This window comes from Halomonas sp. MS1 (genome assembly GCF_024182575.1).
Classification (GTDB): Bacteria; Pseudomonadota; Gammaproteobacteria; order Pseudomonadales; family Halomonadaceae; genus Vreelandella.
The window spans coordinates 2,961,491-2,983,684 of record NZ_CP098926.1; the positions used below are offsets into that span (position 1 = coordinate 2,961,491).

Annotated in this window: 20 protein-coding genes; 10 read left to right on the forward strand and 10 right to left on the reverse strand. The window is 51.5% G+C overall.

The features are described from left to right. Window positions 1-7: 7 nt before the first annotated feature. From prmC to NF683_RS13485, 3 genes are read left to right on the forward strand one after another with little or no spacing between them, the layout of a single operon-like run. Window positions 8-853: a peptide chain release factor N(5)-glutamine methyltransferase gene (gene prmC, locus NF683_RS13475; RefSeq protein WP_275050938.1), complete on the forward strand. Its 846-nt coding sequence runs from the start codon at window positions 8-10 to the stop codon at window positions 851-853. Between the two features lie 33 nt (window positions 854-886). After that, entirely contained in the window at window positions 887-1,387 is a 501-nt protein-coding gene (locus NF683_RS13480) for an Lrp/AsnC ligand binding domain-containing protein (protein ID WP_038482725.1), read from the forward strand. 4 nt (window positions 1,388-1,391) lie between these two features. After that, window positions 1,392-2,147 carry a HesA/MoeB/ThiF family protein gene (locus NF683_RS13485; RefSeq protein ID WP_253920232.1) on the forward strand — a complete coding sequence of 252 codons (756 nt, stop codon included), beginning with the start codon at window positions 1,392-1,394 and terminating at the stop codon, window positions 2,145-2,147. Between the two features lie 123 nt (window positions 2,148-2,270). Here the strand turns inward: NF683_RS13485 and ahpF are convergent, their stop codons facing one another. Continuing rightward, window positions 2,271-3,827 (reverse strand): alkyl hydroperoxide reductase subunit F, encoded by a 1,557-nt coding sequence (gene ahpF, locus NF683_RS13490; protein WP_193068057.1) that lies wholly within the window; start codon window positions 3,825-3,827, stop codon window positions 2,271-2,273. A 213-nt stretch (window positions 3,828-4,040) separates the two neighbouring features. Next, window positions 4,041-4,604: an alkyl hydroperoxide reductase subunit C gene (ahpC, locus tag NF683_RS13495; RefSeq protein WP_038482734.1), complete on the reverse strand. Its 564-nt coding sequence runs from the start codon at window positions 4,602-4,604 to the stop codon at window positions 4,041-4,043. A 332-nt stretch (window positions 4,605-4,936) separates the two neighbouring features. On the opposite strand from ahpC, the gene NF683_RS13500 reads away from it, so the two are divergent. The 4 genes from NF683_RS13500 (at window position 4,937) to NF683_RS13515 (ending at window position 9,100) form a co-directional block, all read left to right on the forward strand. After that, window positions 4,937-6,040: a polyamine ABC transporter substrate-binding protein gene (locus NF683_RS13500; protein ID WP_193061665.1), complete on the forward strand. Its 1,104-nt coding sequence runs from the start codon at window positions 4,937-4,939 to the stop codon at window positions 6,038-6,040. 93 nt (window positions 6,041-6,133) lie between these two features. Further along, window positions 6,134-7,318, forward strand: a complete 1,185-nt coding sequence (locus NF683_RS13505) for an ABC transporter ATP-binding protein (RefSeq protein ID WP_089038642.1) — start codon at window positions 6,134-6,136, stop codon at window positions 7,316-7,318. Window positions 7,319-7,349: 31 nt separating this feature from the next. Next, window positions 7,350-8,258 (forward strand): ABC transporter permease subunit, encoded by a 909-nt coding sequence (locus tag NF683_RS13510; protein WP_089038641.1) that lies wholly within the window; start codon window positions 7,350-7,352, stop codon window positions 8,256-8,258. After that, window positions 8,258-9,100 carry an ABC transporter permease subunit gene (locus NF683_RS13515; RefSeq protein ID WP_172420359.1) on the forward strand — a complete coding sequence of 281 codons (843 nt, stop codon included), beginning with the start codon at window positions 8,258-8,260 and terminating at the stop codon, window positions 9,098-9,100. Before NF683_RS13510 ends, NF683_RS13515 begins: the two co-directional genes overlap by 1 nt. Window positions 9,101-9,109: 9 nt before the next feature. On the opposite strand, the gene NF683_RS13520 is transcribed toward NF683_RS13515, so the two are convergent. Continuing rightward, a complete protein-coding gene (locus tag NF683_RS13520) occupies window positions 9,110-9,319 on the reverse strand; it encodes a CPXCG motif-containing cysteine-rich protein (protein ID WP_089038639.1) in 210 nt (69 codons plus the stop codon). 167 nt (window positions 9,320-9,486) lie between these two features. Here NF683_RS13520 and NF683_RS13525 point away from each other — a divergent pair, with 167 nt between their 5' ends. Beyond that, window positions 9,487-9,915: a DUF3617 domain-containing protein gene (locus NF683_RS13525; RefSeq protein ID WP_193061666.1), complete on the forward strand. Its 429-nt coding sequence runs from the start codon at window positions 9,487-9,489 to the stop codon at window positions 9,913-9,915. Between the two features lie 100 nt (window positions 9,916-10,015). Here the strand turns inward: NF683_RS13525 and NF683_RS13530 are convergent, their stop codons facing one another. Together NF683_RS13530 and NF683_RS13535 are read right to left on the reverse strand one after the other, a co-directional pair. Continuing rightward, on the reverse strand, window positions 10,016-13,156 hold the full coding sequence (locus NF683_RS13530; RefSeq protein WP_253920233.1) for an efflux RND transporter permease subunit: 3,141 nt from the start codon (window positions 13,154-13,156) through the stop codon (window positions 10,016-10,018). After that, window positions 13,156-14,223 carry an efflux RND transporter periplasmic adaptor subunit gene (locus tag NF683_RS13535; protein ID WP_089038636.1) on the reverse strand — a complete coding sequence of 356 codons (1,068 nt, stop codon included), beginning with the start codon at window positions 14,221-14,223 and terminating at the stop codon, window positions 13,156-13,158. Before NF683_RS13535 ends, NF683_RS13530 begins: the two co-directional genes overlap by 1 nt. Window positions 14,224-14,416: 193 nt before the next feature. Here NF683_RS13535 and NF683_RS13540 point away from each other — a divergent pair, with 193 nt between their 5' ends. Further along, entirely contained in the window at window positions 14,417-15,601 is a 1,185-nt protein-coding gene (locus NF683_RS13540) for a BaiN/RdsA family NAD(P)/FAD-dependent oxidoreductase (RefSeq protein WP_253920234.1), read from the forward strand. A gap of 100 nt (window positions 15,602-15,701) precedes the next feature. Here the strand turns inward: NF683_RS13540 and NF683_RS13545 are convergent, their stop codons facing one another. The 4 genes from NF683_RS13545 to NF683_RS13560 all read right to left on the reverse strand — a co-directional run bounded on the left by NF683_RS13545 (window position 15,702) and on the right by NF683_RS13560 (window position 17,812). Continuing rightward, on the reverse strand, window positions 15,702-16,001 hold the full coding sequence (locus NF683_RS13545) for a YqjK family protein (protein WP_253920235.1): 300 nt from the start codon (window positions 15,999-16,001) through the stop codon (window positions 15,702-15,704). Further along, complete coding sequence (locus tag NF683_RS13550) at window positions 15,976-16,380, reverse strand: phage holin family protein (RefSeq protein ID WP_089038633.1); 405 nt, start codon at window positions 16,378-16,380, stop codon at window positions 15,976-15,978. The genes NF683_RS13545 and NF683_RS13550 overlap by 26 nt, the downstream gene beginning before the upstream one ends. Then, window positions 16,380-16,712: a DUF883 family protein gene (locus tag NF683_RS13555; RefSeq protein WP_030070257.1), complete on the reverse strand. Its 333-nt coding sequence runs from the start codon at window positions 16,710-16,712 to the stop codon at window positions 16,380-16,382. Before NF683_RS13555 ends, NF683_RS13550 begins: the two co-directional genes overlap by 1 nt. Window positions 16,713-16,792: 80 nt before the next feature. Then, a complete protein-coding gene (locus NF683_RS13560) occupies window positions 16,793-17,812 on the reverse strand; it encodes a phospholipase A (protein ID WP_253920236.1) in 1,020 nt (339 codons plus the stop codon). Between the two features lie 177 nt (window positions 17,813-17,989). On the opposite strand from NF683_RS13560, the gene mscK reads away from it, so the two are divergent. Continuing rightward, on the forward strand, window positions 17,990-21,331 hold the full coding sequence (mscK, locus tag NF683_RS13565; protein WP_253920237.1) for a mechanosensitive channel MscK: 3,342 nt from the start codon (window positions 17,990-17,992) through the stop codon (window positions 21,329-21,331). 43 nt (window positions 21,332-21,374) lie between these two features. Here the strand turns inward: mscK and NF683_RS13570 are convergent, their stop codons facing one another. After that, a complete protein-coding gene (locus NF683_RS13570) occupies window positions 21,375-22,151 on the reverse strand; it encodes a TlyA family RNA methyltransferase (protein ID WP_089038630.1) in 777 nt (258 codons plus the stop codon). Window positions 22,152-22,194 lie beyond the last annotated feature (43 nt).

The window sequence follows — 22,194 nt, forward strand, 5'->3', positions numbered from 1 at the left end:
TGATGTTGTGACGTTCGATATGCTTTTGCGACGAGCGGCGGCTCGGCTGCAAGCGGTAGGGTCGCCTTCCCCTAGAATTGATGCCGAGGTGCTGCTCAGTCACGCTACGGGGCATGACCGTACTTGGCTGTATACCTGGGGGGATCGTCAGTGCCCCCTCTGGGAGCAAGCACGATTTGATGCGTTGGTGGCTGCGCGTGCCCAGGGGTTGCCAATTGCCTATCTGACTGGTGAAAGAGAGTTTTGGGGGCTGCGGCTGGCGACATCGCCAGAAACGCTGATTCCACGTCCTGATACCGAAACTCTGGTTGAGGCTGTCCTGATGCGTGCCAAGGCGAGGGCAGGAAGATTGCTGGATCTTGGCACCGGCACTGGCGCTATTGCACTTGCGTTTGCCAGCGAGAAACCTAACTGGCAAGTAATCGGGGCGGATATTCGCCCAGAAGCAGTGGCACTCGCAACGCGCAATGCACAAGCGCTGAAGATCGACAATGCTCAGTTCGTAATTAGCGATTGGTTTAGCGCGTTTGTTCAGCCCCCACAAGCGGTTGCATTCGATATTATTGTTAGTAACCCGCCCTATATCGCTGCCGACGACCCACATTTGCGCCTGGGTGATGTGCGTTTTGAGCCATTATCGGCACTAGTGGCCGATGCTGACGGAATGGCGGATTTGCTGCATTTGATTTGTACCGCTCGTGGCTATCTTTCCGATGGCGGCTGGCTTGCCTTAGAGCATGGTTATACGCAAGCGGCCAACGTACGCACGGCATTAGTGCGCGCTGGCTTCCAAAACGTTGAAAGTGTACTAGACGTTGGAGGTCATGAACGGGTTACCCTGGGCCACCTTTAATAACCGCCTGATTCATCAGTATTGGATCCTGCCATGAAACCAAAAAATAGAACGCTGGACCGGATCGATCTTAAAATTTTGCGCTGTCTGCAGGAAAATGCGCGAATTTCCTATGTCGACCTTGCCGCTGAAGTCGGCTTATCCACAACCCCTTGTTTAGAGCGTGTTAAGCGCCTTGAGCGTGCGGGCATCATTCGCGGCTATCAAGCCATTCTTGATCCGCAGGCACTGAAAGCTAACTTGTTAGTCTTTGTGGAGATTAGCCTGGAAACTCAGTCACCTGCTGTGTTTGATGAGTTTCGTCGGGCGGTCGAGAAACTGCCGCAAATCCAAGAGTGTCATTTGGTGTCTGGTCAGTTTGATTATATTTTAAAATGCCGCATTCCTGAGATGTCCGCTTACCGGCAGCTACTAGGCGATGTTGTACTGACGCTGCCTGGGGTAAAAGAGTCCAAAAGCTATGTGGTAATGGAAGAAGTGAAAGAGAGCTTCAACTTACACATACCCGATTTCGAGGAATTTGAGGATAAGTAATCCCATGATGGATGATCAGGCGCTGCTGCGCTATAGCCGCCAAATTATGCTACCCGAGGTTGATATTGAGGGGCAGGAGCGCCTGAGAAATGCTCATGCTCTGATTGTCGGTGCAGGTGGGCTTGGGTCTCCTGTGGCGCTTTACTTAGCGGCCGCTGGCGTGGGCAAAATCACGATTGCCGACGCTGACACGGTAGAGTTGTCAAACCTGCAGCGCCAGATTGCTCACCAGCAGGCGAGTATCGGCACCAATAAGGCACGTTCAGCAAAAGCGAGCATGCAGGCACTTAACCCTGAGTGCCATGTAATCGCCTTGGAGCAACATGCGGATGGCAAGGCGCTTGAGGCACTGGTAGCGTCGGCAGATGTGGTGCTGGATTGCACCGATCGTTTTTCAAGCCGTTATGCGATTAACGCTGCTGCTCAGCAGGCCGGTGTACCGCTGGTCTCTGGAGCGGCAATTCGTTTTTCTGGGCAGTTAGCCGTCTTTGATCCTCGTGATCCAGCATGCCCCTGTTATGCGTGCCTGTATCCTCCTGGCGATAGCGAAGATGAAGCCTTGAGTTGTGCAGAAAGCGGTGTCATGGCGCCACTGGTTGGGTTGATTGGCTGTTTTCAAGCGATAGAAGCTTTTAAGCTGTTGAGCGGTGCAGGAAAACCGCATCAAGGGCTTGCCACTTTTGAGGGCTTGAGCGGGCAGTGGCGTCATTTTCAGGTGCCGCGTGATCCTGCTTGCTCAGTGTGCGGTCGCGCTGATTAACCCTGCGAACAAAAAAAAACGCCCGCAGGGCAGCGGGCGTGACGTCACGGTCTTTACGTCAAAGGAAACAGCCTAAAGGGTGGCAGGGGATCCGCCCAGCAGGCTAGCTAATGTCGAATCAGATTAGTGGCGAATCAAATAGTCAAACGCACCCAGTGATGCTTTTGCACCCTCACCCATGGCGATAATAATTTGCTTGTATGGCACGGTAGTCACGTCGCCTGCTGCAAATACGCCTGGAACTGACGTCATGCCATGGGCATCGACAATGATTTCGCCGCGTGGCGTCATTTCAATCGGTGAACCTTTCAGCCACTCGGTATTAGGCACTAAGCCAATTTGAACAAAGATACCTTCTAGTGCGATGGTTTTAAGCTCATCGGTATTGCGGTCTTTGTAGGCTAAACCGTTAACTCGGCTGCCGTCGCCTGTCACTTCCGTGGTTTCAGCGTTTAAAACAATGTCGACGTTAGGCAGGCTCTTAAGCTTTTTCTGTAGCACGGCGTCTGCACGCATCTCACCCATAAACTCGACTAGGGTGACGTGGCCTACAATACCGGCCAGATCGATAGCGGCCTCAACGCCAGAGTTGCCGCCGCCAATCACTGCTACGCGTTTGCCTTTAAATAGCGGGCCATCGCAGTGGGGGCAGTAAGCAACACCTTTGTTGCGGTACTGTTGTTCGCCAGGCACATTCATCTCGCGCCAACGCGCACCGGTTGCCAGGACGAGCGTTTTACTCTTCAGTTTGGCGCCTGACTCGAAGGTTATTTCGTGTAAATCACCTTCGTTTTCAGCGGCTTTAAACGACGTGGCGCGCTGAAGGTTCATAACGTCAACATCGTACTCTTTAACATGTTCTTCTAAAGCGCTAACTAGTTTAGGGCCTTCGGTATGGCTGACGGAGATAAAGTTTTCAATGCCCATGGTGTCTGCCACCTGTCCACCGAAACGCTCAGCAGCAACGCCTGTGTTGATCCCTTTACGGGCAGAGTAGATTGCTGCTGAGGCACCCGCAGGGCCACCACCAATTACCAGCGTGTCAAAGGCGGCTTTTTCGCTAAGTTTTTTCGCTTCTCGTTCAGCAGCACCCGTATCAACCTTGGCTAGAATCTGCTCTAAGGTCATACGTCCCTGGTCAAACGGTTTGCCATTTAAATAGATGCTGGGAACCGACATGATTTCCCTAGCTTCGACTTCATCCTGGAACAGGGCGCCATCGATGGCCACGTGGCGAATATTGGGGTTGAAAATCGCCATCAAGTTGAGCGCTTGAACAACATCTGGGCAGTTCTGGCAGGAGAGCGAGTAGTACGTCTCGAACAGCAGTTCGCCGTCGAGCGCCTTGATTTGATTTAGCAGTTCTTCGGACGTCTTTGGGGGATGCCCACCCACTTGTAGTAGTGCCAGCACCAGCGAGGTGAACTCGTGCCCCATCGGAATGCCCGCAAATACCACGCCGGTTTCTTCGCCGGGGCGGTTAATGGCAAATGACGGCGTGCGATTATCTTGACCGTCAGTTTGCAGTGTAATCTTGTCGCATAGGCTGCTGATGTCTTCGAGCAAACCTAGCAATTCGCGTGACTTGGCACCGTCATCGAGGGACGCAACGATCTCGAACGGTTGAGTCACTTTTTCTAAATAAGCTTTCAACTGATTTTTTAAATTGGCGTCCAGCATGACAGTGGCTTCCTCGCAGTCAGCAGTAATGAGTTCTCAACCTAACACGCTCGCTGCTGTCGAAAGACCGCAGCATGAGTAAGAGCGATAGGGAAAACGATGTTTGCGTTAACACGGGTACTCAAAAACGGGTACTCAAAAACAGGACACCCGGGGTATGCCCGGGTGTCGTGCTGCCTTAAGGGGCAATCCTGAACGGCAGCGGTAGGCCGTTTAGATTTTGCCTACGAGGTCCAGAGACGGAGCAAGCGTCTCTTCGCCTTCTTTCCATTTAGCCGGGCATACTTCGTTTGGGTTCTCGCGAACGTACTGGGCAGCCTTCACTTTGCGCAGTAGCTCTTCAGCGTTACGGCCGATGTTGCCAGCGTTGATTTCGACGATCTGAATTTTGCCGTCGGGGTCAACAACGAAGGTACCACGCTCTGCAAGACCAGCTTCTTCAATCAATACCTCGAAGTTGCGAGAGATCTGTAAGGTCGGATCAGCAATCATCGGGTACTGCAGCTTGCCGATGGTTTCAGAGCTGTCGTGCCAAGCTTTGTGAGTAAAGTGGGTGTCAGTAGACACGCTGTAGATTTCAACACCTAGCTTTTTAAATTCAGCGTAGTTGTCAGCCAAGTCACCCAGCTCAGTCGGGCAGACAAAGGTGAAATCAGCAGGGTAAAAGAAGAAAATAGACCACTTACCTTGCAAGTCTGCTTCAGTGACGTCGATAAATTCGCCGTTCAGGTAGGCAGTCGCTTTAAACGGTTTTACTTCAGTGTTGATCAGGGACATTCAGAACGTCTCCAAAATAAGTGAGTGGCAGTGGAAAAAGTTATCGCTCATGGTAACCAACTACGACCAATAGCTAAAATTGTAAAAATGCATATAAGCAATAGTATTAGACTATCAATATGTGTTTTTCTGAGTTGGCTACCCTACAAGTGGGGTCGCATGAAGCAGAATACAAGAATTTTCCCCATGGGCTTGCGATAGATGTCGCTGCACCGCAAAATTCGCTTATCTGGCATAGTAGCCACAGCTGTTTTTAATGTTTTAGCGTAAGCTTGACGTTTGAGTGACTTGGCAGTTAACGAAATATTCTTAGCGATATAAGGAGTAGTGAGATGGGCAATATTCACAAACTTTCAGTGGCCGTTACGGCCCTATCTTTTGCCGTAGCGGCTGCTAATGCACAAGCGAATGAAGTGCGAGTTTACAACTGGTCCGACTATATCGCCCCTGAAACGCTAGAAAAGTTTACCGAGCGCACCGGTATTGAAGTGACCTATGATGTTTATGACAGCAATGAAATATTAGACGCTGCGCTTTTGTCTGGCCGCTCTGGCTACGATGTTGTGGTTCCTTCTACTTATTATTTTACCCGCCAGGTAAAGGCCGGTGTTTTTCAGCCGCTCAATCATGAGTTGCTGCCTAATTTAGATAACCTCAATCCTGAATTGATGGCTAGCCTGGAAGAGATCGATTCGGGTAGCGAATACTCGGTGCCCTATATGTGGGGTACCAACGGCATTGGTTATAATGTTGACCGTGTGACAGACATTTTAGGCGATGACGCGCCACTGAATAGCTGGGCGCTGCTCTTTGATCCTGAAATTACCGGCGCGTTGAGCGAGGCCGGTTGTGGGCTGTCGATGCTGGATTCTGCTGATGAAATGCTGTCTCCCGCCATGGCATATCTAGGGTTTGATCCGCGCAGTGAAAATATCGAAGACCTGGAAGCCGCTGGTGAACTCATTGCCAGTGTTCGTGACGATATGACCTATTTCCACTCTTCTCGTTACGTTTCCGACTTGGCGAATGGTGATGTTTGTGTGGCCGCAGGCTATTCCGGCGATGTTTTCCAGGCGGCTGATCGTGCCGAAGAAGCCGGCCGTGACTTCACTATTGGCTACAGCATTCCCAAAGAGGGGGCTGCGCTGTGGTTTGATATGATGGCAGTGCCTGCTGATGCGCCGAATTCTGAAAATGCCCACGCCTTCATTAACTTTATTCTTGATCCGGAAATCGCCGCTGAAATTACCGAGTACGTGCGTTATGCCAATCCTAATGCGGCGGCTAATGAATATCTCTCCGATGAAATTATCAATGACCCGGCTATTTACCCTGAAGCCGAGGTGATGGAAAACCTCTATTTGCAGGCTGAAAAACCTCAAGACGTTCTGCGCGCACGTACGCGTATCTGGAATCGCGTCAAATCAGGTCGTTAATTTAGTCATCGCCTAACAGCGAGCCAAGCCAATGCTGGGCTCGCTGTTACTTTTTTAACGCCCGGTTTCCGGGCCTTTTGATGGGAGTGGCGAATGGTCACTACGCCCCTGTCGAACGAGTCGTCATCCTCTCCTGCGGTAACTCCTCCCGCCGCTCAGCGCGCTCAGGGAAAAACGCCAAGGTTTGCAGAAGATAGTGTGCTTGAGGTAAAGCGCTTAAGTAAGCGCTTCGACGATGCGCTTGCGGTCGATGATGTTAATTTACAGGTAAAGCGCGGCGAAATTTTCGCCTTGCTAGGTGGGTCAGGATCAGGCAAGTCGACGTTGTTGCGTATGTTGGCGGGGTTTGAAACGCCCAGCGAAGGGCGGATTCTGCTAGGCGGCGAAGATATTACCTCTATGCCGCCACACAAGCGTCAAATCAATATGATGTTTCAATCCTACGCGTTATTTCCCCACATGACGGTAGCGCAAAACATCGCTTTTGGGCTCAAGCAGGACAAGCTAGCTAAGGCAGATGTCGATGCCCGTGTCGCACAGATGCTCAAACTAGTGCATATGGAACGTTTTGCTAAGCGTAAACCGCATCAGCTTTCCGGCGGACAGCGCCAGCGGGTAGCGCTTGCACGTTCGCTGGCCAAGCGTCCCAAGCTGCTGTTGTTGGATGAGCCGATGGGGGCGTTAGATAAAAAGCTGCGCACTGAAATGCAGCTCGAGGTTGTTGAAATCATTGAGCAGGTGGGGGTTACCTGCATCATGGTTACCCACGACCAAGAAGAAGCCATGACCATGGCGGACCGCGTTGCGATTATGGCCGATGGCTGGATAGAGCAGGTGGGTTCACCGGTCGATATTTATGAAAGCCCGGCCAGCCGAATGGTGGCGGAATTTGTCGGTACGGTGAATCTGTTCGAAGGTGAAATCGTCGAAGACGCTGCGGACCACTGTCGCATTGCATCACCCGCCTTATCTCGGCCGATCTATATTGATCATGGCATTACGACTCAGGCGGTAGATCGCCGCGTGTGGGCTGCGCTGCGCCCTGAAAAAATCTGGCTAACCCGTGAGCAGCCATCCGCTGAGTACAACTGGGAAGCAGGTAAGGTTGATGATATCGCTTACTTGGGGGGCTACTCGCTTTACTACGTGCGTACTGCCTCTGGGCAAATGATCAAAGTGAGTATGGCCAATACTGAGCGGCGTGGTGATCGCCCAACCTGGGAGGATAGTGTTTATGTCTATTGGGAAGACCATAGCGCTATCGTGCTGAACCGCTAATGCCTCAGTGGCTGACAGGAGATCGCCTATCATGATGCCATCTCGCATTGCAGGCTTCGTAAAGCGGTTGCAATTAGGTCGTCGCGCAGTTATCGCGCTTCCGCTTTTGTGGCTTACGCTATTCTTTTTGTTGCCGTTTGCGCTGGTCCTAAAGATTAGCCTTTCGGAAGCAGCAATTGCTATCCCACCCTATGGGCCGCTGGTTGAGTATGCTGATCAAACGCTCAATATCTTTTTGAATCTGGGCAACTATTTGTTTTTGTTGTCAGATTCTCTCTATGTGGCGGCCTACTGGGGCTCGATAAAAACCGCGTTTGTAGCGACAGCAGTATGCCTGTTGATTGGCTATCCGATGGCGTATGCGATGGCGCGTGCTCCGGGGCGCTGGCAGCTTATTTTGCTGCTGTTGGTGATGTTGCCGTCGTGGACGTCGTTTTTGATTCGCGTCTATGCATGGATGGGTATTTTAAGTAATAGCGGGTTAATCAATAACGTATTGCTGGGAATGGGGCTGATCGACTCACCGCTACGCATGATGAACACTCAGTTTGCTGTCATTATCGGCATTGTTTATGCCTATCTGCCGTTTATGGTGCTACCGCTTTATGCCCATCTAACGCGGTTGGATAACTCGCTGCTAGAAGCGGCGTCTGATCTGGGTTCACGCAAGCTTAATACCTTTATCAAAGTCACGCTGCCACTCTCTATGGGCGGAATCATCGCGGGCTCTATGCTGGTATTTATTCCCGCCGTCGGTGAGTTCGTGATCCCTGAGCTACTCGGGGGGCCGGATACGCTGATGATTGGTAAAGTGTTGTGGGAAGAGTTCTTCTTAAACCGCGACTGGCCTGTGGCTTCGGCGTTAGCCATGGTAATGCTATTGCTGCTGTTAATTCCCATTGTGTGGTTCCATCGCTACCAGTCACGGGAGCTTGAATAATGATGAGACTGCGTAGACGCCCACGCTTTACCTCCGTGATGTTGGTGTTGGGTCTGTTGTTTCTTTATTTGCCCATGGTGGTATTGGTGGTCTATTCCTTCAATGCCTCACGGCTGGTGACAGTGTGGGCAGGGTTCTCGACACAATGGTATGGCGAATTATTTCGTGATCAACAGATCCTGTCTGCGGTTTGGACAAGTCTGAAAATTGCCTTTTTTGCCGCCAGCATGGCGGTATGCTTGGGTACAGTGGCTGCTTTCGTTATGACGCGCTATGGCCATTTTCGCGGCAAGACGGCACTGTCGAGTATGGTTACCGCGCCGCTTGTAATGCCGGAAGTTATTACGGGGCTGTCGCTATTACTGCTATTCGTGCAGATGGCTCAACTGATTGGCTGGCCGGCTGATCGTGGCATGGCGACTATCTGGATTGCTCACACAACGTTTTGCAGTGCGTATGTTGCGGTGGTTGTAGCAGCCCGCTTACGCGAAATTGATCGCTCTATTGAAGAGGCTGCCATGGATTTAGGCTCGCCACCGGTGAAGACCTTCTTCTTTATTACGCTGCCTGTTATTTCGCCTGCCTTAGCAGCGGGGTGGTTGCTGGCATTCACGCTGTCACTAGATGATTTGGTTATTGCCAGCTTTGTCTCTGGCCCTGGTGCCAACACGCTGCCAATGGTGGTGTTTTCGTCGGTGCGGATGGGGGTGTCGCCTAAGATCAATGCGCTGGCTACGCTGATTATTCTGGCGGTATCGCTCACGACGCTATTGGCGTGGTTCTTCATGCGCCGGGGTGAAGCAAAACGAAAAGCACTACTGCGACAAGCCGAGAGTGCTTAGCGACGGGCGCTAAAGCACATCGTCGTCTCGCCCGGTGAGCACTGCTTCTAGCTCACCGGTTATTAGCGAGACAATGATGTGTAATTGAATCGGCGCACAGCACTGGTGGCAATCCTCCCAGGTATCGTGGCTACCTTGAGAGGTGTCGATAAGAAACGTAAGTGGTGTATCGCAGTAGGGGCAGTAAAAATCATAATTTACTAGCGCGTCATCCTGCATGGCTATTTCCCCTTAATGTGATCGCTAGCGCCCTTTTATCGAAAAGCCCTGAAAATGAGTAACTCTGAAGATAATAGTGTAGCAGTGACCTTGTCCGGTAGGACATGTAAGTAATGAATCAGGTAGGATAATAACGTATTCCTTAAAGCCACCTAGAGATGAGTGCGATGATGATACGACACATGGCAGTAGCGGCCTTTTTGGCCTTCCCGATGGTCGCCCAGGCAGAAACCCCTAACGTCACGCCTGGCGAGTGGGAGTTTGTCAGCGTGACCAGCATGAGTGGTGACATGCAAATCCCCGATCAAACGGAAACCGAACGTCAGTGCATCACTCAAGAAGAGCTGGATAGCGCTGAGTTTGGCTTCATTGAAGAAGAAGAGGGTTGCGAGCTGCTCAGCCAGGATATGAATGCCGATGGCCTTTCCTACAGCATGATTTGCCGTGCCGATGGCGGTGAAGCGACTATCGATGGCGAAATGCGTTTTATGGGTGAGCAGATCGAAGGCAACGTGGATATATTCACTCAATCGCCGATGGGTGAGCTGACCATGAATACAGTGATTGAAGGCGAGCGTATTGGTAACTGCGAATAAGACGGCAGTTAGCATCTTCATGACCTAAAACAAAAGGCGCCTGTGTGGCGCCTTTTGCTTAGTGCGAAGGCCGCTATATGACCTTCCGCAATGGCTCATGTTAGCGCTCGGGGGTATTAAGCGGCGTATGATGAGCGATAGGAGCGCTGGCTATCTCTTCTTCTAATTGGCGTTTAACGGCCCCAGGCGAGCCTGAGTATCGTGCAAGCAGATCGTAGGCTACCGGGACGACAAACAGCGTAAATACGGTCGCAGAGCCAACACCCGCCATAATGACAGTGCCAATAACCAGCCGTGATTCCGCACCCGGGCCGCTTGATAGTATCAGCGGTATCGCACCCGCCATCGTAGTGACCGCAGTCATTAGAATCGGTCTCAGGCGTGTTACCGACGCTTCAATCAAGGCAGAGCGAAACGCTTGGCCCTCATCGCGTAGCTGGTTGGCAAACTCAACAATCAGAATGCCATTTTTAGCGGCAAGGCCAATCAACAGTACTAAGCCTACTTGGCTATAGATATTGAGTGATTGTCCGCTAAGCAGCAGAGCAAGCAGGGCGCCAATCATGGCTAGCGGGACGGTCAGCATGATAACAAACGGGTGAATTAAGCTTTCAAATTGGGCCGCAAGTACTAAGTAAACCACCACGGCACCGAGCACTAATAAGAACATGGTAGCGCCACTGGCCTGTTGAAAATCGCGAGAAGGCCCGGCAAGGTTCGTTTGTACCTCTTCAGGCAATACATTGTCGGCGGCTTGTTGTAAGTATTCCAATGCTTCACCAAGGGGATAACCATCGGCTAGATTGGCTTCAATCGTAATGGCGCGAACGCGATCAAAGCGGTTCAACGTGCTAGCACCCGCGAAGTCAGAGAGCGTTACCAGGCTGGCTAGCGGAATCAGCTCGCCTGAACGTGCTGAACGCACTTGAATATTGTTTAGCGCAGCAGGACTATTTTGACCGCTGCGGTCACCTTCAAGGATGACATCGTACTCTTCCCCGTCATCTACATAGCGCGTGACGTTACGCCCGCCGAGTAGCACTTCCAGCGTTCGACCTATCTCTGACACCGTGACGCCTAACGCTGCAGCGCGCTCATAATTGATATCCACGCGTAACTGGGGCTGGGTCTCATCATAATTACTTTCGATAGCGGTAATACGTGGGTTGTTTTCACGAACATGAGTAATCAACCTATCCTGCCAACGCGCTAAATCCTCGTAAGTGCCGCCCCCGAGTACGAATTGCACAGGCTTTTGAGTGCGCTGTCCAAAACCTTGTCTCATCACTGGAAAGGCCTGAACACCCGGCAGTGTTCGTAGCTGCTGGCGAATCTCGGCCATGATTTCCCAAGCGCTACGACGGCTTCCCCAGTCAGCCATGTTGACGATAATAAAACCGCTGTTGAAATTTTCGATATTACCAAAGCCACGTGGTGCACGAACCACAATTCGTTCAAGCTCACCATTGTCCACAAAAGGCGTCAATCTAGCCTCTATCTCATCCATATAGTCCATCATATAGTCAAACGTTGCGCCTTCTGGGCCGTTGACAAGGATAATGAAATTGCCACGATCTTCTTGCGGGGTGTATTCATTGGGCAGCTCGGTTGCCAGCCAGGCGGTAGCGGCTATCAACAAGAAAAACAGGGCAACGACCAGCCACTTTAATGTGAGTACGATTTCTAATGCGCGCTGGTAACGACGCTGGGTGCCCGTTAGCAGCCACTGAACGGCTTGGCTAAGCCGGCTATCATGCATGCCCGGCTTGAGAATCTTAGAAGCCATCATTGGGGTGAGGGTAAGGGCTAGTAGGGTTGAGACAACAACCGCTGCCGCCATGGTAAGTGCGAACTCTGAAAATAGCCGACCAATATCCCCCTGCAGCATGCTGAGGGGAACGAAGACTGCCACTAGCACCAGCGTGGTAGCAATCACCGCAAAAGCGATTTGCCGTGTGCCTCGAAATGCTGCGACCAGAGGTGTTTCTGCGTAGTCGTGCATACGCCGATTGATATTTTCAAGCACTACAATCGCGTCATCAACAATCAACCCAATCGCCAGTACCAGCGCCAATAGCGTGAGTAGATTAATCGAAAAGTTCATGGCGGCTAGGGCGGTAAATGCTCCAATGACAGCAATCGGTACCGTCACTGCAGGCACTAGTGTGGTGCGCAGATTGCCTAAAAACATAAACATCACCACGACGACTAGCCCCATGGCGATAAACAGCGTCATCACTACTTGTTCGATAGCGCCTGAAACGAATACTGACGCATCATAGTTAAGGCTGAGTGACATCCCCTCCGGCAAGGTGCCTTGAAGCCGGTCAAGTTCTTGTCGAACGGCTTCCGATAGCTCCACTACGTTAGCCGTTGATTGCATGATCATGCCTAGTCCCACCATCGGGACGCCATTGGCACGAAACACAGATCGGTCCTCTACTGAGCCTATCTCGACACGCGCTACATCGCCCAGACGTACTAGATAACCGTTACTGCCTTCAATTAAAGCAATCTGCTTAAAATCATCAGCGGTCGCGAAGCTGCGCGGCAAACGAACAATAAATTGGCGATCTTCGGACTCAATTGAGCCCGCTGGCAACTCAACATTTTCAGCACGTAGCGCATCCTCAATATCACCAACAGTTAGCCCCCGTGCGGCGAGTGCATTGCGGTCCAGCCAAACTCGCATCGCGTAATCACGTCCACCACCCACGCGCACCCTTGCCACGCCGGGTTGTACCGAAAGGCTGTCTACCAGAAAGCGATTGGCATAATCGGTCAGTTCGGTGATCGAGTAATCCGCACCAGAGAGACTTAGCCACACGACAATCGTCTCGCTACTGTCGGCTTTAGTGACCTCAGGATTATCGGCATCATCTGGAAGGTTGCGCAGTGCTCCTGAAATACGATCGCGGATATCGTTGGCGGCAGCATTGATATCCATGGTGATGGCGAACTCGATTTCCACTCGCGAACGACCATCCTCACTTTGCGAGGTAATTAACTCAATGCCTTCCACTCCGGCGATACGGTCTTCGAGCACTTGGGTAATACGTGTCTCTACAACGCTTGCAGATGCGCCAGGGTAGCGGGTATCAATACTAACAATAGGAGGATCAACCGTTGGGTATTCTTGCAGGGGCAGCCGGTTGAGTGCCAGTAAACCAAACGCGATAATCAGCGTGGCAATCACCATCGCCAGCACGGGCCGCTGAACTGAAATGTCGGATAAACGCATTAGCGATCAGCCTCCAGTAGCGTGCGAATATCCGTCTCTTCATCAGCGATACCTAGCAGCCTGACTTGCTGGCCATCTCGCGCGAGTTGTAATCCGTGAATCACGATTAGGTCGCCCGCACTGATACCCTCCAGCACCTCTACTTCACCGCTTCGTCGTTCGCCAATGATGACTTCTCGCCGCTCTAATCGAGAGGTGTCGTCCTGCTGGTTGATCAGCATCACAAAGTGGCGGTTGCCACTGGGTTCGATCGCTGCTTCAGGAAGTACCAGGGTGTTGCGGACTCGTTGCTGAACCACGACCTCCATTAACATCCCAGGCCGCAGACGCAGCCCAGGGTTTACCATTTCAGCGCGAACGTTAACACTGCGGGTGATAGGGTCTATGCGGGTGCCAATGCTAGAGATTTCACCGCTGAAGAGCTCGTCAGGGAATGCCGCTGTAGTAGCACTCAGCTTTAGGCCGTTGGATAAACGCCCTAAAAATACTTCAGGTACGGTAAAGTCGAGCTTCATGACATCTAGCTTATCAAGCGTGACAAGCTCCATGCCGGGCGTTACTAATGCACCGATACTGACGTTACGCAAGCCAACTCGCCCGCTAAAAGGGGCATGTAAGCGATAATTTGACAGCCTAGCTTCTAACGCTTGTGCGTCAGCCTGTGATTGGCGTAAACGAGCCTGGGTGTCTTCTACATCAGCCCGCGGGGCGAGGTTGCGTTGTTGCAACTGGGTGGCTCGGCCTAGCGCATTGCGACGTTCATCATTGAGGGCTTGCGCAGCCCTTAGCTGAGCCTGTTCTTCAGCATCTTCTAAACGAATTAACAGCCTTCCGCGCTCTACTTGTTCGCCATCTTCAAAATTGATCTCGGCAATCGTATCGGTCACCGTGGCAGAAAGTGTCACGCTTTCATCTGCACTCAGTGTCCCTAATGCTTCAAGCGGATCAGACCAAGTCGTTATGGCGGCGTAGTGCCCAATAACCGGAGGGGGAGACTGTGCCAACAGCGGACTAGCCCATATCAGGGTAAACAACCAGAAGAGAAAGATACGTTTACAAACAAGCATGAGCGTCTCAGTGTTATCAAAATGCCTAGTAATACCACTTAGGGGATCACCGTGTTAGAGGGTGAAGTGTCTACAGTGATATTTTGTTAAATAGATGTACGTTTTTTGTACATGTAATTTTTAATGTACAGTAATTTTGAGCTATTTACCTGTTAAAATGCCTCTCATTTTTTCACCCTGGGAGCCTAATTTTATGGTCTACGACGTCGTCGTCATTGGTGCAGGAGCCGCTGGTTTAATGTGTGCGGCTCAAGCGGGTTACGCGGGGCGTCGTGTACTGTTAGTGGACCATGCCAAAAAAGCGGGCAAGAAAATATTGATGTCGGGAGGAGGGCGCTGCAATTTTACCAATCTTGCGACTACGCCTCAGAATTTTTACTCGGAAAATCCGTATTTTTGTATTTCTGCGTTAAAGCGTTACCGTCCTGAGCATTTTGTGTCGTTGATAGAGCGGCATGGTGTTGACTATGTGGAGAAAGCCCCAGGCCAGCTTTTTTGTGCGAGCTCCGCTAAAGACATTGTTAGCGTCTTACTCACCGAGTGTGAATGGGCCGGCGTCGAGGTGTCGCTCAGCACGTCAATTTCTAGGCTGGAGCGAATGGGGGATAGCATGCGCTTAGCCACGTCGTTGGGAAGCATCGACGCGGGTACGGTAGTGATTGCGACGGGAGGACTTTCGATACCCACGATGGGGGCGACAGGGTTTGGTTATGATATTGCCCGTCAGTTTGGCTTAGATGTTCTGCCTACTCGCCCAGGCTTGGTACCGTTTACCTTAAGCGATAGCTGGAAAGAGCGTACAGCAGCACTTTCTGGGGTCAGTGTGCCATGCGAAGTTAGCTGCAATGGGAAACGCTATATAGAGCCAATGCTATTTACTCATCGTGGCCTATCAGGCCCATCGATGCTGCAAATTTCCAGCGTTTGGCAACCTGGCGACGCGATCACTATTAATTTACTGCCAACTGAAGATGCCGCTGACGTATTACGCTATGCACGGCATGCGAGCCCTAAGCGTCTGCTGTCCACTTGGCTGGGAGAGCGTTTTCCAAAGCGCTTTGCCCAAGCGTTGCTAGAGTGGTACCCAGACGCCAATCTTACCAGCCCTATGGCTGAGTACAGCAATGATGCGCTTGATCACTGGGCGCAGCGGCTAAATCAGTGGCAGTTAAAACCGTCAGGTACAGAAGGGTGGCGAACAGCTGAGGTAACCATGGGCGGGGTAAGTACGGAAGCGATTTCATCAAAAACATTTGCCGTGAAAGATTTACCACAGCTTAGGTTTATCGGTGAAGTACTCGATGTGACGGGGGAATTGGGGGGGTACAACTTTCAGTGGGCTTGGGCAAGTGGTGTCGCTTGTGGGCAGGCGTGCTGATAAGTCTCAAGAACTGGGCCATCAATACGTAAAGCATTCAAACTTTGCGTTTATAAAAAATGGCCCAGCGTCGTTCTCAGAAAATATCGCTAGTAACTCGCTAGCTAGCCACTTTCGCTAGCAGCTTCAGTTTTCTTATCAACATGTAGCTAGCCAATGCTTTTCTGCCAACCGCCATCGCGCCACCTGGATGACGCAAAATACGCAACGCGGCGATGCCACCAACCACATACAAAGGTACTTTAAGGCTGCGCCAGTTCTTGTCTAGCGGAGAGGCTGCCTTGGTAAGCGTATCGCTATCAACTAATATATCGATACGCTGTTGCTCTAGTTCCGCTAACAAGGCGGCTTTGCGTTCCGCTCGGCTGGGAGGCTTATTGACGGTGTTGGGTTGAGTCATCCTCATTCACCTCCAACAAGGCTCGGTCAGCGGAGAGTTGCTTAAGTGTTTCTTTTAACAGCGTATGTTGCTTGGCTTGCCGAATAGCAATAACCGCTAGTAAAAAACTTAAGGCAATAAGAACGCCTGCACTCACGCCAATCGCAGTCAGCCGATAAGTGTCCCAAAACAGTACGACTACCAGCGCGGTAAGTGTCGCGACGCCTAACAACAGCAACAAAAGGCTGGCTCCTGCCAACAAAAGCAGGGTCAATAAACGAGCGCGCTCCTCTTCTAACTCTAAAACCGCCAAACGGAGCCGAGTCTCACCATTAGCGACTAATGATCTCAGCAGACGTTTGGCGGCAGAGAATACGCGTTGTGTTGGCCCTAAAGCCATTAGCGACGACCGAGAAGCATACCCACCACTAGACCAGCCGCGGCACCAATACCAATACTAGCCCAAGGGTTTTCGTGCACGTAACGATCGCAGCAATCAACTTGCTGAGACAGCGTTTCACGCGTGTCTTCGTAAAGTCGTTCACCGCGAGCTTCTAAGCGCGCTCGGGTGTCTTTCAGTCGTTTTTCTGCGCGCTCACGAAGGTCACGCATCTCGCCACTTGCATCTTTTGACGTGGCATTCATCAACTCTTCTACGGTTTCACTCAGGTGGCGGAGATCTTCCTTCAACTGGTCAGCACGAGCAGAGGTATCAGTATTACGTTTAGCCATGATGTCATCCTTTGACGAGTGAATATGAATAAGTGTCAACTCCAGCATAGCAGCCGTTAATCATAAGACAACCTTAGGCGCTATCGGTTCAGCCCTGACGTACTGAACAGGGGGTTTAAGCTAAAGCCGATGCTGAGACGATGCACGCGATTGTTGTAGTCAATCATGCTCTCTCCGTAGCCGTAGTAGTACTGTAGATGGGCACGTACATTGTTAAATGCAGGCCAGCTGTAGTCTATTTGAGTGCCATAGTTACCCGCGCTTGGGTTGCCACGCAGTTGCCCCGCGACCTCGTGGTTACCATTGAGTCGTTTTGCCAGGCGGATATCGCCATAACCGACATAGCGTTCTATGTCTGGGTTGTCATCGTCGCCGCTGGACTCAGGTACGCGCCAATGAGGAGCGAGTGATAGTGCCCAGTCACCACGTTGGAACGTGCTTTCCAGATAAACTCTGTTCCAACTGCGTGAAAGCGGGTCTGAACGGCCGTTAGACTGATGAATGAAAGAGAGACGATTGCGCGTATTTACCCAGCCTAATGCGCTCCAGGCGTTATCAAAATCAATAAAAATTTCAGGTTCATAGTTAGTTTCCCGAAAGGGGGAAGAAGCATCAGTATTATAGGCCTGCCACCAGCTACGCTGGGTGTAGGCAAAATAGACATCGCCAATGTCGCCAAACACATCCTCTGCGAGGTTGAATTTAGCGCTGAACTGAAATTTTACTTCGACGTCGTTAGGTGGAGAGTCTGCGGAAATGCTACGAAAGTTTTCGCTGTTCTGGTTGGTGCTATAGCTAATTGGGAAAAGATAATTAGTTCGGTGAGTCGTAATCGCAAACGGATTGCGTGACGACTCGTGCTCAAATTGGCGGCGTTCACTGAGATCCTCAAGCGCCATCTCTTCTGGAAGCAACTGCGGAGCGGGCGTGGATTCGCTTCCTGCCGGATCTTCAACCTGTTGCAGCTGCTGACGCAACTGATAAAGTTCGCTGTTGAGTGCGCGTATACGAGCCTCAATTTCCTCGCGGGTCTCTGCAATGGCACTTTCAGTGCCTAGCAAAACAATTAAACTAGTTAACAGCAGTTTTCGAATGACCATCAAAATGGCTCGCAAATAAATAAAAGGCAGTTATCAGAGACTCTTCTATACACGCCCATCGCGTAAGTCAACTCCTCCCGTTCGTCAAACGCGTTAGATTGCGTAAGAAGCCAGAACGCCTGACAATGGCGATCTTCCTGATTGGAGTAGTATCCATGTCGATGAGGCATATCTAACGTGGTCAAAAATGTACTGAAGGCACTCCTCAAGCTCTGCTTTATTTATCTATTGTTTACGACTGCTGGTGCCGTATACGCGCAGGCTGCGTTGCTTGATCAGGTCCCCTCTGAGGAGCAGCTATCTGAGCGATTAGCCGAGCTTGAGTCGCAAGAAAGCGAGCTAACCACCGAGCAAACTCAGGTCAAAGAAGCGTTGACGGCTGCGCTACAAGGCTATGAGCGCCTGCACGCGGTTGAAGAGCGCATTGAGGCATTAGAGCAACGGGTTGTCCAAGCGCCCGAAATATTGCTTCGCCTAGAGCGTGAGCTGAACGAAGCGGAAGAACAAAGCCGACAGTTGTCGGTGGATAGCCTTAGTGATATGCCACTGAATCAGCTGGAAGCGCAGCAAGCAGAGGCCGTCGTGGAGCTTCAGCGGCTTCAAAGCCAATTAGCCGAAGTTAACTCCCAGCTGTTGGCCGCGCAAACACTGCCTGAGCGCGCTCAGCAAGCAATTTCAGATGCGTTACAGCGCACTGAAAGTTTACGCCGTCAGTCTGATGAGCGAGAAGCCTTGCTGGGTGATCGGCAACTATCGGCACGCCACGATGCACAGTTAATTCAGTGGCGCATTGAGCGAGCCCTTGCAGAGCAGGAAGTAAACCTTAACCAGCGTGAACTAAGTGCCAACAGTCGGCTGCGAGAGTTGGCCCAGGAGCGCCGGGAACTCATTGAGCTGCAAATAGACCAGCAGGAGCAGCAGCTTAATTTATTGCAAGGCGTCATTGATCGTCAGCGGCGGCTACAATCTGAGCAGGCAATTGCTGACGCCGCAAAGAATGATCCACTGATCGCTGAAGGGCACCCTGTGGTGCTCAATGCTCAGCAAGCGAACCAAGCACTGAGCCTTGAACTGTTGCGAACAACGGATAGAGCGAATGGCATTATACGTGAGAATATTGAAGCCCAGCGTCAGTTAGATCATGTGCGGCAACTTCAGCGTAGCCTGAACGAACAAATTGATGCTATTCGTGGTAGCCAATTGTTGTCGCGTATTCTTCGAGAGCAGCGCCAGTCGTTACCTTTAGTCGCGCCAAGGCGTGATTTACAAGATGAAATTGCTGATTTGCGTCTCAAACAGTTTGATTTGATTCGGCAGCGTGATCAGTTGCGCCAAAGCGATCGCTTAGCGACCCAGCGCTTGCAGGAAGCAGGGGTTGACGTCACGCCTGGCTTGGTGGACTCCCTAACACGCCTTTATCAGTCGCGCCGTGAATTGGTAGAGCAGCTTGAACAATCTTACGGTAGCCTGCTGAGCGCCGCTATTGAACTTCAACTTAATCAACAACAGCTATTAGAGACGACGCGCGATTTACGGGCGACCATTGATGAACAGCTATTCTGGGTAGCTAATAGCCGTCCTCTAGATTTCAATTGGTTACGACAAATTCCCCACAACCTTCAACTGGAGTGGCGAGAAGGCGAGTGGCGGGCGGTTTTGCCCTCTCAGTGGAAAGGTTTTTCTTGGAAAATGCTGATTGGCGCGCCGTTTATTTTGCTTGGCGTGGTTCTGGTTGGGCTGCGTCGGCGGATTAAAGCACGGCTTGCGCTCATTCACTCACAAATTGGTCGACTGAAAAGCGATACTCAGCTGCATACCACCAAGGCGGTGCTGCTAAACGCTCTGCTTGCGTTGCCAGGGCCGTTGGGGTTAGCAGGTATTGGCATAGGCCTAAGTGAGGCTGAAGGTGCCTTGGCAAGCAGTGTTTCGCCAGCGCTGCTGCAGCTGGCGCTTAGTTGGGCTGTCGTGGCTTGGGGCCGTCGGCTACTCGTTCATGACGGGGTTGCTGAGCGCCATTTCACCTGGGCTCCTGCTTATACAGCGAGGTTGCGTAAGCTGCTGGGTGGTTTCGGACTGGCGTTAGCGCCCGTGGTTGTTATTGCCGCGCTCTCTGGACAAATGGAAACACCGCTGGCGTTGCGCCCAGTGGCGATAGGGCTGTTTGCCGCGGGCCTGGTGGCAATGAGCTGGTGGTTGGCACTATTAATCCTGGCCCATGTGCCATTTTTCGGAGTGCGACTCTTCCGGTTGGTGTTAGGTCTAGCGATGGCTTCAGTGCCGCTAGTACTCCTTGGACTTGTGGTGTGGGGATATGAGTATACGGCGTTGCGGCTAGTTGCTCGCTTTGCAATCACCCTTTACCTGTTGGGCTTGTGGGTCGTCGTTGAGGCCACGGTCGTACGTAGTTTAGCCGTTGCAGCACGGCGGCTAGCTTACCGGCGTGCGCTCGCTAGACGTCGTGCTCAAGTACAAGAGGGCGCAGAAGGTGGGCTGGAGGTCGTTGAAGAGCCACCTTTGGATATGGAGAAAATTAACTCTCAGTCGTTACGCCTATCAAAGTTGATTTTGTTGATTGGCTTCAGTGCCCTGCTGTATCTGGTGTGGTCAGACCTGCTGGCGGTACTGAGTTATTTAGACCAAGTGTCAATATGGGATGCGGAAGAGGGGGATTTGGTCGGAGACGCACTATCGATTTCCGATGTGTTTACCTCGCTACTTGTGATTGCCATCACGTTCATTATGGCGCGTAACTTGCCTGGCTTGTTGGAAGTAATGGTGCTTTCACGCTTGTCCTTAAAGCAGGGTAGTGCTTATGCCATTAGCTCGCTGCTTTCTTATACCATTGTTGGTACTGGCGTAGTGATGGCATTGGCCACGCTGGGCGTTTCTTGGAATAAATTGCAGTGGCTGGTGGCGGCGCTGAGCGTGGGCTTAGGCTTTGGTCTTCAGGAAATATTTGCCAACTTTATTTCTGGTTTGATCATTCTGTTTGAGCGCCCAATTCGCATTGGTGACACCATCACGCTGGGTAATCTACATGGCACGGTCAGTCGGATTCGCATCCGGGCGACTACCGTGACCGACTTTGACCGAAAAGAAATTATCATTCCGAACAAAACGTTTGTGACGGACCAGCTCATTAACTGGTCACTTTCGGATAACGTGACCCGCGTGGTGCTGACTTACGGTGTTGCTCATGGGTCTGATCTGCCTTTAGTGCATACATTGCTGCGCCAGGCTGCCGACGAAAATGAACGAGTGTTAGAAGACCCAGAACCTCAGGTTTTCTGCCTGAACTACGGGCCGCACAGCCTGAATTTTGAGCTGCGCATTTTCGTTAACGATTTGCTTGACCGCTTGTTTGCTGCTGACGAAGTTAACTGCCGGATCGACGAGCTGTTCCGTGAAGCGGGCGTTAGGGTGGCCTTCGAGCAGATGGACGTGTGGCTGCACCGCGACCGAGGCGAGTCAGTTAAAGTGCAGTCAGCTAACCGGCTGCCTCCTGATAACCTAAGCTAATGACTAGGTTAGCATCGAGGGGCTTGTGTTTAAGTACTGGTTTTTAAACGCTTGGTTCTTCATGTTTGGTGGCGAACAGTAAAAACTCCCGATTACCGTCACCACCGGTAATCGGACTTTCCTGCCAGTGGCTAATGACTAGGCCGCACTCTGTGCAAGCATCGCGTATCTTTTGTTCTACCTCTGCATAGCGGCTAGCGTTACGCACGATGCCACGCTTATCCAGTGCGCCTGGTGCTAACTCAAACTGTGGCTTTACTAATGAGAGTAGTTGCCCCCCAGTGGGAAGAAGGGCGGCGATCTCAGGCAAAATCAGGGTTTGCGAGATGAACGAAACGTCCATCACGGCTATATCGATAGGGTGTTTAGCCACGGCGTGTTGAAGGGCTGTCGATGATGCCATGTGACGAGCATTTAAGCCTTCAAGACACGTGACTCTCGGGTCATCACGTAAGCACTCGGCTAGCTGGGTATGCCCGACTTCAACACCGATAACATGTCGGGCGCCAAATTGAAGTGAGCAATCGGTAAAACCTCCCGTTGATTGGCCAACGTCTAACACGATGCACCCTTCCAGGCGCATGTCTAGAGCGTTAAGAACGCCCTCTAATTTTAATCCTGCCCGGGAAACGTAACGTTCCTCAGGGTCTTCATCAATATGAAGTGGAGTATCCAGCGGCCATTTTTCGGATGGTTTTACGAGTGGCGTGCCATCTTGAAGAAACACGCGACCGTTGCGAATTAATCGCTGCGCGCGTGTACGTGAACTGGCCAGCCCTTGGCTGACCAATAATTGGTCTAATCGTGTTAGTTGAGTCATTGTCGTCAATATGGCGGTTATTAAACGCTGCTAGCGAGTCTCG

Bases quoted from the DNA above. Each gene is read 5' to 3' on its own strand.
- NF683_RS13480 (WP_038482725.1), top strand. From the start codon at position 887: ATGAAACCAAAAAATAGAACGCTGGACCGGATCGATCTTAAAATTTTG.
- NF683_RS13485 (WP_253920232.1), top strand. From the start codon at position 1,392: ATGATGGATGATCAGGCGCTGCTGCGCTATAGCCGCCAAATTATGCTA.
- ahpF (WP_193068057.1), bottom strand. From the start codon at position 3,827: ATGCTGGACGCCAATTTAAAAAATCAGTTGAAAGCTTATTTAGAAAAA.
- ahpC (WP_038482734.1), bottom strand. From the start codon at position 4,604: ATGTCCCTGATCAACACTGAAGTAAAACCGTTTAAAGCGACTGCCTAC.
- NF683_RS13500 (WP_193061665.1), top strand. From the start codon at position 4,937: ATGGGCAATATTCACAAACTTTCAGTGGCCGTTACGGCCCTATCTTTT.
- NF683_RS13505 (WP_089038642.1), top strand. From the start codon at position 6,134: ATGGTCACTACGCCCCTGTCGAACGAGTCGTCATCCTCTCCTGCGGTA.
- NF683_RS13510 (WP_089038641.1), top strand. From the start codon at position 7,350: ATGATGCCATCTCGCATTGCAGGCTTCGTAAAGCGGTTGCAATTAGGT.
- NF683_RS13515 (WP_172420359.1), top strand. From the start codon at position 8,258: ATGATGAGACTGCGTAGACGCCCACGCTTTACCTCCGTGATGTTGGTG.
- NF683_RS13520 (WP_089038639.1), bottom strand. From the start codon at position 9,319: ATGCAGGATGACGCGCTAGTAAATTATGATTTTTACTGCCCCTACTGC.
- NF683_RS13525 (WP_193061666.1), top strand. From the start codon at position 9,487: ATGATGATACGACACATGGCAGTAGCGGCCTTTTTGGCCTTCCCGATG.
- NF683_RS13530 (WP_253920233.1), bottom strand. From the start codon at position 13,156: ATGCGTTTATCCGACATTTCAGTTCAGCGGCCCGTGCTGGCGATGGTG.
- NF683_RS13535 (WP_089038636.1), bottom strand. From the start codon at position 14,223: ATGCTTGTTTGTAAACGTATCTTTCTCTTCTGGTTGTTTACCCTGATA.
- NF683_RS13540 (WP_253920234.1), top strand. From the start codon at position 14,417: ATGGTCTACGACGTCGTCGTCATTGGTGCAGGAGCCGCTGGTTTAATG.
- NF683_RS13545 (WP_253920235.1), bottom strand. From the start codon at position 16,001: ATGACTCAACCCAACACCGTCAATAAGCCTCCCAGCCGAGCGGAACGC.
- NF683_RS13550 (WP_089038633.1), bottom strand. From the start codon at position 16,380: ATGGCTTTAGGGCCAACACAACGCGTATTCTCTGCCGCCAAACGTCTG.
- NF683_RS13555 (WP_030070257.1), bottom strand. From the start codon at position 16,712: ATGGCTAAACGTAATACTGATACCTCTGCTCGTGCTGACCAGTTGAAG.
- NF683_RS13560 (WP_253920236.1), bottom strand. From the start codon at position 17,812: ATGGTCATTCGAAAACTGCTGTTAACTAGTTTAATTGTTTTGCTAGGC.
- NF683_RS13570 (WP_089038630.1), bottom strand. From the start codon at position 22,151: ATGACTCAACTAACACGATTAGACCAATTATTGGTCAGCCAAGGGCTG.